13 protein-coding genes and 1 pseudogene are annotated in these 11,652 nt (G+C 42.0%); 1 reads left to right on the top strand and 13 read right to left on the bottom strand.

Going from position 1 to position 11,652, the window contains the following annotated elements; translation table 11 throughout:
- Positions 1–239 precede the first annotated feature (239 nt).
- From IM319_RS06045 to IM319_RS06055, 3 genes are all read right to left on the bottom strand, one after another.
- Positions 240–2,084 carry an AAA family ATPase gene (locus IM319_RS06045; RefSeq protein WP_287735002.1) on the bottom strand — a complete coding sequence of 615 codons (1,845 nt, stop codon included), beginning with the start codon at positions 2,082–2,084 and terminating at the stop codon, positions 240–242.
- 83 nt (positions 2,085–2,167) lie between these two features.
- A complete protein-coding gene (locus tag IM319_RS06050; protein WP_287735003.1) occupies positions 2,168–4,069 on the bottom strand; it encodes an ArsA family ATPase in 1,902 nt (633 codons plus the stop codon).
- A gap of 12 nt (positions 4,070–4,081) precedes the next feature.
- Positions 4,082–4,765 carry a GvpL/GvpF family gas vesicle protein gene (locus IM319_RS06055; RefSeq protein ID WP_287735004.1) on the bottom strand — a complete coding sequence of 228 codons (684 nt, stop codon included), beginning with the start codon at positions 4,763–4,765 and terminating at the stop codon, positions 4,082–4,084.
- A gap of 92 nt (positions 4,766–4,857) precedes the next feature.
- On the opposite strand from IM319_RS06055, the gene IM319_RS06060 reads away from it, so the two are divergent.
- The gene (locus IM319_RS06060) at positions 4,858–5,190 is read left to right on the top strand and encodes a gas vesicle protein (protein ID WP_353857181.1); all 333 of its coding nucleotides are present in this window, start codon (positions 4,858–4,860) and stop codon (positions 5,188–5,190) included.
- Between the two features lie 154 nt (positions 5,191–5,344).
- On the opposite strand, the gene IM319_RS06065 is transcribed toward IM319_RS06060, so the two are convergent.
- The 10 genes and pseudogenes from IM319_RS06065 to gvpA (IM319_RS06105) form a co-directional block, all read right to left on the bottom strand.
- Positions 5,345–5,608, bottom strand: a complete 264-nt coding sequence (locus tag IM319_RS06065; protein WP_287687226.1) for a gas vesicle protein GvpG — start codon at positions 5,606–5,608, stop codon at positions 5,345–5,347.
- 14 nt (positions 5,609–5,622) lie between these two features.
- Entirely contained in the window at positions 5,623–6,357 is a 735-nt protein-coding gene (locus tag IM319_RS06070) for a GvpL/GvpF family gas vesicle protein (RefSeq protein ID WP_286823766.1), read from the bottom strand.
- Positions 6,358–6,372: 15 nt separating this feature from the next.
- Positions 6,373–6,846, bottom strand: a complete 474-nt coding sequence (locus tag IM319_RS06075; RefSeq protein WP_287735006.1) for a gas vesicle protein K — start codon at positions 6,844–6,846, stop codon at positions 6,373–6,375.
- 102 nt (positions 6,847–6,948) lie between these two features.
- Positions 6,949–7,119 (bottom strand): annotated as a pseudogene (locus IM319_RS22415) (gas vesicle protein); the annotation flags it as partial.
- A gap of 12 nt (positions 7,120–7,131) precedes the next feature.
- Complete coding sequence (locus tag IM319_RS06080; protein ID WP_287739907.1) at positions 7,132–7,440, bottom strand: gas vesicle protein; 309 nt, start codon at positions 7,438–7,440, stop codon at positions 7,132–7,134.
- Entirely contained in the window at positions 7,397–7,807 is a 411-nt protein-coding gene (locus tag IM319_RS06085; protein WP_287077465.1) for a gas vesicle protein, read from the bottom strand. The genes IM319_RS06080 and IM319_RS06085 overlap by 44 nt, the downstream gene beginning before the upstream one ends.
- A 30-nt stretch (positions 7,808–7,837) precedes the next feature.
- Positions 7,838–8,878 carry a gas vesicle protein GvpN gene (gene gvpN, locus IM319_RS06090; RefSeq protein WP_287077466.1) on the bottom strand — a complete coding sequence of 347 codons (1,041 nt, stop codon included), beginning with the start codon at positions 8,876–8,878 and terminating at the stop codon, positions 7,838–7,840.
- 620 nt (positions 8,879–9,498) lie between these two features.
- Positions 9,499–10,038: a gas vesicle protein GvpC gene (gvpC, locus tag IM319_RS06095; RefSeq protein WP_287735007.1), complete on the bottom strand. Its 540-nt coding sequence runs from the start codon at positions 10,036–10,038 to the stop codon at positions 9,499–9,501.
- 442 nt (positions 10,039–10,480) lie between these two features.
- Positions 10,481–10,696, bottom strand: a complete 216-nt coding sequence (gene gvpA / locus IM319_RS06100; protein WP_287627019.1) for a gas vesicle structural protein GvpA — start codon at positions 10,694–10,696, stop codon at positions 10,481–10,483.
- 374 nt (positions 10,697–11,070) lie between these two features.
- Positions 11,071–11,286, bottom strand: a complete 216-nt coding sequence (gene gvpA / locus IM319_RS06105) for a gas vesicle structural protein GvpA (protein ID WP_287674806.1) — start codon at positions 11,284–11,286, stop codon at positions 11,071–11,073.
- Positions 11,287–11,652 lie beyond the last annotated feature (366 nt).

Here is an 11,652-nt window from a genome sequence, read left to right on the forward strand (position 1 = left end):
GGTGGTCAACTACCTAATTTTCAGGGAAAAAGTGCTTAAATTTCCCCCCGATCACTCCCCTATCCAGTACTTTTTGATTGACAAAAGGTCTAACAGTCTTACCCAACAAGGTTTTTAGATTTATTCAGCAAGCCCTAATTAGACCCATTATTGCAGACATTTTGGCAAATTTTCCTTTTTAGGATGGTTTTCCTGAATTGAGATTCTCCCCCCTTACTTTAAGTAAGGGGGAAAAAAAATCAATTGGCACGCTGTTCAACCAACAGTTGGTAAGCATGATTAAAATCAGCCGTTGTAATGCGAATCTCAGCCGGGTCAGTCATTCCCTGATGGCGATAACGACGAATTGCCATCAGTGCCGCTTGGTTACATAATAACGCTAAATCTGCGCCATTCCAGCCTTCGGTTGCCTCGGCCCAATAGCCTAAATCCACATCCTCTAAAGGACGTTCATCATTATGGACACCGAGAATTGCTAAACGACTAGAGGCATTCGGTAAATCAACTTTTAACTGTAAATCCAACCGTCCCGCTCGCAATAAGGCTGGGTCTAACGCATCTGGGCGATTAGTGGCTCCAATCACTAAAATCGTTGCCCCCGTTTGCAACCCATCCAACTCCGTGAGGATTTGTCCCACAACCCGGTCACTCACTCCTGAATCCCCACTATAACGACCTCTTGCTGGTGCTAAAGTATCAATCTCATCAATAAAAACTACACAAGGTGCTGCCTGACGAGCTTTGGCAAACAACTCACGCACCGCTTGTTCACTCGCACCCACCCATTTACTCAAAAGCTCAGGTCCATTAATACTAATAAAATTAGCTCGCGCCTGAGATGCAACCGCTTTGGCCAATAAGGTTTTTCCCGTTCCGGGTGGCCCCCAAAGTAAAATACCTTTGGGAGCTTGGGCTTTGGTTTGCGTATATAATTGAGGATGGAGTAATGCCCCTTCCACGGACTCCTGTAGGGTTTGTTTAATCTGTTCAAGTCCGCCAATATTGTCCCAAGCCACATGGGGAGATTCCACTTCCACAGACCGCAATACCGCCGGTTTAACTTCTTTAAGGGCTTGCAAAAAGTCGGCTTGGACCACCGTCATTGTTTCTGGAATTTGCGAGTCAATCGTAGGAACCTGGCGTCGCAAAGCACTATAGGCCGCTTTCTGGCAAACGGCTTTTAAATCTGACCCGACAAATCCCACCGCATTATCGGCAATCAGGGCTAAGGAAACTGACTCATCTAGGGGCATGGAACGGGTGAGAATATTGAGGATTTCTAAACGGCCTTTGCGGTCAGGCACCCGAAAGAGGACTTCTCTGTCAAACCGTCCAGGGCGACGGAGGGCAGGGTCAAGATGGTCGGGACGGTTTGTCGCAGCTAGAACAATCACCCCTCGGCTTTGGGCAAAGCCATCCATTAAACCCAGCAATTGGGCCACCAGTCTTTTTTCTACTTCCCCTTCAACTTTACTGCGGTCGGGTGCCATGCTATCAATTTCGTCAATAAAAACGATACAAGGCGCATTCTTACTGGCTTTCTCAAAAATTCCCCGCAGTCTTTGCTCGGCTTCCCCATAATATTTGCTGATCACCTCTGGTCCTACTAAGGCAATATAGTTAACACCGAGTTCTTCGGCCAAAGCACGGGCGGTCAGGGTTTTACCGGTTCCAGGGGGTCCGACTAAGAGAACGCCGCGAGTGGGTTCAAGTCCTAACTTAGCCAACAAGTCAGGGCGTTTCAGAGGAATGGCAATTAGTTCTTTGAGTTCTTTAATCACTTCCGTCAATCCACCAACATCTTTAAGGGAAGCAGTGGTGGGTTCTTCTGGCTGTGTCATAGTGTCTTTAACCCCTGAATCAGTGGAGGATGAGCGATTGCGATTGACCTCAAAATCATCCCCGCCAGAATTGCTCGGACGAGAAACCCCCCCTGAACGGGGAATACCGCCAGAACGGGGAATATTACTCAAGGGACGAGAATTAAATTGCATTTCGGTTTTAATTTCCCCTTTTTCCAGTTTTTCTTCTAAGATTTTGGCCAGTTCGACTAATTGCTCAAAGCCTTTGAATAATTCTGCCATAAAATTTCTCCTGAATCAATTGAAGGATGGGGACTGGGTGATAGATAGGGTTAAGAAGTCCGACTTGATAAGACTAATTACCTTTAAAATAACAGATCTGCCGCGCCTTTTACCCGGGCTAGAGGTTCTACTGACCGGGGTAAACTGGGTAAGCGGATCAAAGTTTGATCTGGGAATAAATCCCGATCAATTTCCTCATTAGCGTGATAACGATTCTGCACGACATAACGTTGATAGATTCCCATTTTTTTCAAAGATGCTGTCAATCGCAGTTGTTCGGCAACGATCGCATCTTGGGCTTGCAAAATTCCAATAAATTCTGTATGTTGGGGGTCTTTTAGTTTTTTCTGGGCAGACATCACTTGTTGTCTTAAGGTTCGCAATCGTCCCATTAAATCTACACGCCCTAAGACATTTTGATACTTCATCCAAAGCTTAAAAATCCAACTTAACCAATCTCCTAAAGCCGTTGGCATTTCCAAAAATCGCAGGAGATGACCGGTAGGAGCCGTATCTAAAATAATCAAATCTTGTTGTTTCTGGTCTAATAAATCCATCACTGTTACTAGGGATAACATTTCATCAATTCCTGGCAGAGATTGAGCTACAATTTGTCGCCAAGCTTCTGGAGTATAAGCTAGTTTGATGTTTCCTTCTTCCTTACCTTCACCACTAATCATTTCTGCCAGTTCCCATAAATAATCATCCCGAAATTTTTCTAAAATGATATCAGCATCAACTTCTTGACCACTTAAATTATCAGTTAATTGTGTGGATTGATGTCCTAACTTTGTCCCAAAGGCATCTCCCAAAGAATGCGCTGGATCAATAGAAATAATTCTAATTTTTTGCTCGGGATGACGATTAGCTAACGCCCAACCAATGGCCGCGGCAACGGTTGTTTTTCCCACCCCCCCCTTGCCACCAATGATAATGAGTTGGCGTTTGTCGTCAATAAAATCACTAAAACTCGGCAGAATTTTTTGCGGCCATTGAATAGGAGGTGGGGGAGTAAATTCTACTTTTTCGATGATTTTAATTTGACTCATTATCTGATCTAATGCTTCACTTCCTAGGGGTTCTTTTGATTGTTGGGGCAGGGTGAAAATTGTCTCTTGACCCGGAATTTTTAGGAATTTATCGAGGAGTTGCTGTTGCTCACTATAGCGATCTAAATTTTGCTTAGGATCCGTTAGAATTCGATTAATAAATAAGCTGCCGCAGGGAACATTTAAGTGATGCAAACTATTGAGCAATCGTTCGGTTTCTACTAAACTCATCGGTTCGGCAATTGCCACAATTAAACAAAGGGTAAAATCCCGATCTTGTAGAATTCGTTTGCCTTCGGTTAATTCTGCTTGTGTTTTCACTAAAAAGTCATCCACATCATCGGCATTGTAGGTTTTTGAAAAAGTTTGCGAAATAACACGATGTTTTTCTTGAAACAACTCTAGAGAATTTAAAATAATCTCTAAAAAGTCTTTAATTCCCAATAAATTCAAGGTATGACCAGAGGGAGCCATATCAACAACAATTCGATCTACAACATTGTCAATAAGTAATCGTTGAATTTCTAATAGACCCATAATTTCATCTAAACCTGGCCAGTCTAAATCCCAAACAGGAGTTAAATCTTCTCCTTCAACAAAACTGCCCCGTTCTACTAAAATTTCTAAAAATTTTCCGTATTTTTCTTTAAATTCTAAGAGCAATTTTTCCGCATCTAATGCCCTAACTTTTAAGTTGGACAAGTCTTTTACAGGTGATGCTTGATCGCTAACTTCTGTTTGCAATACATCCCCTAAAGAATGAGCCGGATCGGTTGAGATTAATAGGATTTGTTCTTCGGGAAATAATTTAGCCCAACGGCGAGCAAATCCACAGGAAAGAGTAGTTTTTCCCACTCCTCCTTTGCCACTAAACATAACTAAATGTCGAGTGTCATAACGACTTAGAGAGTTATTTACCAAGTTAAAGTTAGTCATAGAAAAATCAAGTTAAGTAAAGTGATAGGGGGGAGAAACTTGTTCTAATTGTAATTGCCAACGGGGGCAGACTTTCTGCCAATGCAAGACTTGCTCGATTAGCAAAGGTTCTTCTTGAAAATTAACTAAAAGATAAATTCGTGATTCTGTACCTGGAGCAGTAATAATCCTCGTTGACGGATAGCTTTGGGTCACTAAATGCACGAAATTTTGCCATTCTGAACCTTGCAAAGTATAAAAATCTTGTTGGGCTTCATAAAGCTGTTTTTTGGCTAAAAAATATTGTCTGCCCCTGCTTTCAGAAAAGAGTACAGGCTCCTCTAGCTTACGGGGAATACATTTTAAAAGATATTCTCCTTTTCCCTCAAGTTGTTCAATTTTTTCTTGATATTCTTGGGCATGAGAACAAAGATGAGTCAGTAAATTTTCTGCCTCTAAAAAAGATGTGCCAAAACGTAAGGGTAAAATAGTGGTTTGTTGAAATAATTCACAGATGACTCGATCATGGCATAAAACGGATTGAATCAAGCGTTCATCATCATTTTGTAAAGTGTCTAAACAAACTTCGGGTTCGACTATGGCCGAGAGGTCTCCACCAGTTATCAGTAACAATGGGTTAGCCATTCCAACGGGTAATGTTAGGCTTTCTATTGGGGTTTTCAAAAAAGCGTAAGTATATAGATTGTACAATTTCATAGGGTTTACCAAAAGAAAATTTACGATTTTTTACAAGTTTTTATATTGGGGCGTTGATATGCTAGAATATTCTAAGTTATTCAGGGATTGTTATGACAACCACTCGTTCACCCAGATCAATTAGATCTAAAATTAGCACTATGCCTCGGAAACAATCTGAAGCAGATCAGCAACTTGAGCTTTATAAGTTAATTACTGAAAAACAACGTATCCAAGAAAAATTAGAAATGATGGAGCGGCAGATTCAGCAGTTAAAAAGTCGTCTGACGTTTGTGACAGATCAAATTGAGACTACAGAACAAAGTATTCAAAATTTGCGTACAGTCAATCCTCCTAGTTTAGCTAAAAAACCTGATTCCCCCAAAACCGTTGCTCACTCCTCTAATAATTCTAGTAATTTCCAAGCTTTTTACCTAGAATATTAAGGCTTAATCAAGGGCTAGTTCTGACCAAGCTTCAACGAGTTCTTGAGCTTGTCAAAGCCGCCCTTACTAAGCGCCGCTACAATTTGTGATTTTGTTCATGGCCTATAGGGTGGGAAAGATTGTCAGTTCTGAACGTGGGACGTATAGAAAAATTTTAGAGAGAAGATTCAGATTGGTCTTCTGCCGTCTCTTCTTCTTCTAAGGCTTGAATTTTTAATAAAAGTTCTTCTTCCTGAATTTCAAACTCTTCCTCGGAAATGTTGCCCATATCGTAATCTAGTTGTAAGGATAATAATAATTTGTGCAAGTTTTCAGACTCATCATATTCTATATCTGCACGCTCTTGAATTTTTTCCCCAATCCAGATCAGACCCCCAATAGGACCGGTAACAGGAAGAAATAAAAGATTGAGAAACATAACTAATACTCTCCTTAGATAAGTTGGGCAAAGGTATAGGGTGCGGTTAAATTGTTATAGCGAATTCTTAGGCGATCACCAAACTGCTGATCGATCGCTTCAACGTTTTGGCTAAATTCCGGCTCTTGCTCCCAGGGAATTAAATAAGCTGCATTGTAAATCATGTCATCCGTCATCGGATCGCTTTCAATCACCTCTTGGGCGCGATGATTTAATTTATCTCTAAAGACTTGAATAACGTCTTGTTTCCGTTGAAATACAGTGCCTTCAATCATTTGACCTATATGGATGATTTCTTCCATATTTAAGTTTTTCCCCATCATCGCATCCCGTTCTTGCTTTAACTTAGGATTAGACTCCAAAGCCGCTTGTAATTCCCACTGATTATCCCAAAAAATCTTAATGCTAACTTCTCGTTGGCCTGACAGTTTAGCAAATAATTCTTTCAGTTGGTCTTTATACGGATTAATTAATTGTTCGGTGACGGATTCCCAGTTTTTTATAACTAACCCAAACCGCAGTGGTAACAAGGTTGTAAACCCTGCTTCCATGGCAGTTTCTAATACTTTTTCATGGCAAATTAAATAGCGACGGGATGCCAAATACTTTTCCTTATGAGCAAGGGAGTAGAGAAAACTAAAACCCTCAATCATCTCACTGTGAACTGGCTCATTATCAATCCCTTGCAAACCTAGTTCGTCAGGAACTGGTTCGGGAAATATTCCATATAAATAAAGACCCACTGTCATCAGTATTCTCCCAAATTAAACCGGCTGAGAAGTTAAAACCAAACGAAGCTTTAGATGAATTAGATCTAGTTGAGCTAAACCCAGATCGACATTTCCTTCCACAACAACTCCCGTATTGAGGAGTCGATCCACTAATTCTAACACAGAAGGCTTCATACCCTCCTCTCCGGGGTAATAACTCCCTGCTTCAGGTAAAAGAGTTCCAAACTCTCCTAGGTGGACATTTAACTCTTCTGGCTCAACCTCAAAAATTTCACACAAATGGAGAATTTGTTCTTGCAATTTTTGGATACTTTCGGCAGCTCTATCTAAATCAGACTCACTGAGAACCCCTTTTTCCATCCGGCGAATGATTTGGGCTTCGAGCAATTGGCGTACCAGTTCCACGACAGTTAACAGTAAAGGGGCTAAACCGGCTTGGCTGTTACTTTCTGGACGGGTCAGCAAGGCTTGATTATCAGAATCGTAAGGTGTGCAAGCAAGTGTCATGGTTGGAATTGGTAAATGAGCAGTTTTTGACGGTAAGTCTCTAGTGGGGAGCTTGGCCAAGAAATTTTATCTGAGGGAAAATAATGATGTAATTAAACAATGTCAACTTTCCTCTGCACTCAATTTGGTTAAAGATTTTAAGGTTTGAAGTCGGCGTGAAAGTTCCAGATTTTCTGCCAATAAAGCTTGGGATTGGCTAGGGAGGTAGGGGTCGCTTTCCCACCCATTAATTGCCATCTCCCTTGCTCTATCAACAGAGGCAATCGTTAACTGGTATAAACTTCCTTACCGGAGGAATTTCAATGTATATAAGGAATGTGCCTGCTCGTTCGGACTGCTATCACGGCTCTCCATTACACTCAATTTGGCTAAGGATTTTAAGGCTTGAAGTCGGCGTGAAAGTTCCAGGTTTTCTGCGAATAAAGCTTGGCATTGGCTAGGGAGGTAGGGATAACCTTGCAAGCCGTTAATCGCCGTTTCCCTTGCTTTATCAAGGGGGGCAATCGTCTCGTGTAAATTTCCTAACCTTTGAGGATTCAAGTGAGGAATTTCACGCATCTGAGGAATGTGCTTCATCGTTCGGACTGGGATCATGGCTCTCCATTGCACTCAATTGGGTTAAGGATTTTAAGGTTTCAAGCTCGGTTTCTAGGGTTTGGAGTCGGAGTGAAAGTTCCCGATTTTCTGCTAGTAAAGCTTGGGATTGGCTATGGAGGTAGGGATCCCCTTCCCACCAGTTGATTCCCATTTCCCTTGCTTTATCAACAGAGGCAATTAACAAACGAATGCGGATATTTAGAAGTTCAGTGGAGGCGATCGAAACTGAAATATCGCCAGCAATCACAATTCCTTTATCTAAAACTCGTTCAAGGATATCCGCCAAACTCGAACCTTGAGTTGCTGTTTTCAGGGAGTTGTTTGATTGGGTTTTGAGCGAGCCAGCAAAAGTGGAAGAAGTCACGGTTGGTTTCACCCAATAAGAGTATAAAATCTAGTCTTTTTGCTTCAGCAAGTTCGTTCGCAGTAAAGATTGAATGGCTTTGATCGATTGATTTCCTGTGGAAGGCTCAGAAGTTGACGCTGGGGCATCGGAAGGCTCCTCTTCCTCTCCAACGGATAAGGATTCTACCAGATTGTCGTCGAGGATTTCCCATAAAATAGCTCTTGAGCTATCAATAGGTAAGCTTGTGCGGGACAAGAGAACATCGGCGCAGATATCACGGAAGTCGGCATCATCGGAGTGGGCCACAATATCGTGAGAGGCGCAGACTTTAGCAATCATTAAACAAGAGCGCAAACCTGACGTTTTTTCAGTCGCAGTTTTCAAACGAAAGTTTTTGACGAGGTTGACAATAAATAAAGCATCTTCTCGACCAATCCCCGTTTTTTGGGCAAGAATTTCAGTCTGAGTCAGTTGATCTGGTTCAGGCATATTAATGGTTACCAACCGATCCATTAAAGCATCTTGGGTAGCATGAACCCCACAATATTCTTCTGGGTTGGAGGTGAAAATTGCCCGAAATTGAGAATTGACTTGTAGGTAATCGGGTTGATGGCTAGTTGGCGGCAGGGTGAGAATTTTTTCTTCCAAGGCAGAGAGTAAAACGTTGTTGACCTCAGGTCGAGAACGATTGAACTCATCATAAACTAGGGTAAACCCCTCGCGACAGGCCATTGTTAACCGAGAATCCACCCAATTGTGTTTTAGCTCGTCTTCAACTTTGAGAACGCTGTGGATATAGTTATCCGTCAGTTTTTTATGGGTATAACCAGACTGGCTACCAATTAAATCCGAACTGGTAAAGTCATCATCGCCAAAGATCAGCATCACAGGTCTGGCTAAACAATTGGCCAGATGCATTGCCAATGTGGTTTTTCCCGTTCCCGCTGGGCCACATAGATGAATGGAAAAACCAGAGTTTAGATAACGTAAGGCGCGGGTGGCAATTTGATCAATCGAAGGAGTAACAACGAATTGACCGGGGCGAAGGCAGAGGACGGCTCTTCTCGTTTGAGTTCCAGTAACTGTCATAGTTGAAATCTAGTAAATACCATTGATAATCCCCGCCTTAAGCCGACGGGTATTCTTGAGCTAACAACTGCCCGTTTAGGTTTCCCCTTAATAACCGAGTAGGCAAGGACGCTTGTGTTACCCGAATTTTACGGCAAGTTTAATCGTCTTTGGCTTTTAAGGCTTACCTCATAATAATATCACAAAAAATTAGGAACTGTCATTTAGATCTAGAACCTTGATTCTGAAGGTATTTCAGGATATTCATTAGTCAAGGGACTAAGGGTCTAAAATTCTTGTCTAGATTACTTTTCAAGACTTAAACATTGACAAGCCCAGATACAGTCCTTTTCCCTTACCTCCTTTGTCAATATAAAGACTACTAATGAGAAAATTAACTATAAACTAAGTGAAGTTTTATAATACTTCTTAATTTACCAGAGCCCTAGAGCAGCCTGAAGTGGAACCCACCACTCCTACGTTGAGTCTAGAAACTTAAAAAAGCAGGGTCAGAATGGTAGGTTTAAAACCAAAGGCTCATTGTGGTATTTTCAGATAGTACTCTAGTTTAGCCATGAAAAGGGACTAGAGGGTTTTTACTCTAGCCCTAGGCTTAAGTGGGTTGGAATTAACCTAGAGATTTATTTGCCAAAAACGTAGAGGGACAACTCTTGACGAAATTGACGCAAATCGTCTTTTAGCTGTTTCGCTTCCGCTAAACGTCGTTCTTGAAATTGACTTAAATCATCCTTCACCTGTTTGGCTCGATCTAGATGAAGTTGACGTAAGTCGTCAGCCAGCTGTTTCGCTTCCGCTAAACGCTGTTCTTGAAATTGACTTAAATCCTCTTTTAGCTGTTTGGCTCGATCTAGACGCTGTTGACGTAGGTCGTCAGCTAGCTGTTTCGCTTCCGCTAAACGCTGTTCTTGAAATTGACGTAAATCCTCTTTTTGCTTTTCCGCTTGAGCTAAACGCTGTTTTTGGGTAGCTGTTAAAAACACGCGGCTGTCTTGTTGAACTTTTTGGAAAGACTCGCGCAAAGCAGTTGCCTGTTCTTGCGCTTGTTTTTGTCTTTCAGTTTTGACATCCAACAGAAAAGATTGGACTCCTCGCGAGAGTTCAGCTACTTCTTCAGCAATCGATAAACGCTCCAGGCGGAACTTTTCCATGAGAGCAGGCATGGGGTTGTCCTCAACTACTAAATACTATGGAATGGACTAGACCCAATCACCCGTTGAAAAAAACATTCACGGGGACTGGGGGGAGAGACAGTAGATTCCGACTTTTCTTATTATCCAAAAGTTGAGATAGCGAACTACCACAGATCAAGGTGCGCGGCTTCCTACCCCAAGAATGGCTTTCTATTGCGAAAAGTAGCGAGCCTTACATTCTGGCGATAGGCGGTAAACCTAGCTACAAGGGACAAAATCACGGTGACAAAAATAATTTGTATGGGTCTAGCTTTGTTTTTGCTATCCGTTGCCGTGCCGACCTTATTAATTGTAGACTATTGCGCCCCAAGAGAGGGGTAACTAAACTCAATAGGGATTTAAAGAAAAGCCGAGAATCTGGAAAACCCGGTAGGGTTTTAACTTAGCCGATGGGAGAATCTGGGATCAATCCTTAAGCAGGAACCGCTGCAGATTGAGTCAGACCAACGGCTTCAGCATATTTGAGGTAGGTTTCAACCGAAGCGATAACTACACGAGCTTCAATCGCTAATAATTCGATTCCCACCAGAGAGACGCGAACCCAAGCATCAATAACGATACCTTTGTCAAGGATACGATCGATAACTTCAGCCAAGCTAGAGGAAGAGTTAGTTTTTTCAACTGCCATGGTAATAGACCTTTTTGTTAGTTGTATAGAGAGTGTACAGCGCTGATCCAAAAGTTGAGATGGCAAACTACCCCAGACCAAGGGGCGCGGCTTCCTACCCAAAGAATTGCTTTCTATTCCGAAAAACAGCGAGCCTTACACTCTGGTGATTGGGGGTAAACCTAGCTACAAGGGACAAAATCACGGTAACAAAAATAATTTGTATGCGTCTAGCTTTGTTTTTGCTATCCGTTGCCGTGCCAACCCTATCAATTACAGACTATTGCGCCCCAAGAGACGGGTAACTAAACTCAACAGGGATTAAAGAAAAGCCGAGAATCTGGAAAACCCGGTAGGGTTTTAACTCAGCCGATGGAAGAATCTGGGATCAATCCTTAAGCAGGAACCGCTGCAGATTGAGTCAGACCAACGGCTTCAGCATATTTGAGGTAGGTTTCAACCGAAGCGATAACTACACGAGCTTCAAGCGCTAATAATTCGATTCCCACCAGAGAGACGCGAACCCAGGCATCAATAACGATACCTTTGTCAAGGATACGATCAATAACTTCAGCCAAGCTAGAGGAAGAGTTGGTTTTTTCAACTGCCATGGTAATAGACCTTTTTGTTGTTTTCATAGAAATTGTACAGTGCTGAAATCATGGAGGATTCAGAAATTTATTTGGTTTTTCTGCCTTCATCACTTCCGCAATTTGAAGAATAACACCTTTATTTTGTCGTTGTCAATATCTAATCTCGATTTTTTTTGTTAAGAAATGTACGATTCTTTAGTTAAGAAATGTAGTCAATTCTCATTTTTGGGGTTAAGAAATGCAGTCAATTCTCAGAAAAGGCGGGTTAAGGTCGTTGCTGGTACCCTTTTTTCTGAGCAAAACTCCCCATTTGAACGGCAGGGCGAGCGTACCTAAAAACAATTCTCATTTTTGTGCTTAAGAAATGCCGTCAATTCTCAGAAA

Source organism: Microcystis sp. M113S1 (assembly GCF_020246945.1).
Taxonomy (GTDB): Bacteria; Cyanobacteriota; Cyanobacteriia; order Cyanobacteriales; family Microcystaceae; genus Microcystis.

Bases quoted from the DNA above. Each gene is read 5' to 3' on its own strand.
- IM319_RS06045 (WP_287735002.1), bottom strand. From the start codon at position 2,084: ATGGCAGAATTATTCAAAGGCTTTGAGCAATTAGTCGAACTGGCCAAA.
- gvpA (WP_287674806.1), bottom strand. From the start codon at position 11,286: ATGGCAGTTGAAAAAACCAACTCTTCCTCTAGCTTGGCTGAAGTTATT.
- IM319_RS06075 (WP_287735006.1), bottom strand. From the start codon at position 6,846: ATGACACTTGCTTGCACACCTTACGATTCTGATAATCAAGCCTTGCTG.
- IM319_RS06070 (WP_286823766.1), bottom strand. From the start codon at position 6,357: ATGACAGTGGGTCTTTATTTATATGGAATATTTCCCGAACCAGTTCCT.
- gvpN (WP_287077466.1), bottom strand. From the start codon at position 8,878: ATGACAGTTACTGGAACTCAAACGAGAAGAGCCGTCCTCTGCCTTCGC.
- IM319_RS06080 (WP_287739907.1), bottom strand. From the start codon at position 7,440: ATGATCCCAGTCCGAACGATGAAGCACATTCCTCAGATGCGTGAAATT.
- IM319_RS06050 (WP_287735003.1), bottom strand. From the start codon at position 4,069: ATGACTAACTTTAACTTGGTAAATAACTCTCTAAGTCGTTATGACACT.
- IM319_RS06060 (WP_353857181.1), top strand. From the start codon at position 4,858: ATGACAACCACTCGTTCACCCAGATCAATTAGATCTAAAATTAGCACT.
- gvpA (WP_287627019.1), bottom strand. From the start codon at position 10,696: ATGGCAGTTGAAAAAACTAACTCTTCCTCTAGCTTGGCTGAAGTTATC.
- IM319_RS06065 (WP_287687226.1), bottom strand. From the start codon at position 5,608: ATGTTTCTCAATCTTTTATTTCTTCCTGTTACCGGTCCTATTGGGGGT.
- gvpC (WP_287735007.1), bottom strand. From the start codon at position 10,038: ATGCCTGCTCTCATGGAAAAGTTCCGCCTGGAGCGTTTATCGATTGCT.
- IM319_RS06055 (WP_287735004.1), bottom strand. From the start codon at position 4,765: ATGAAATTGTACAATCTATATACTTACGCTTTTTTGAAAACCCCAATA.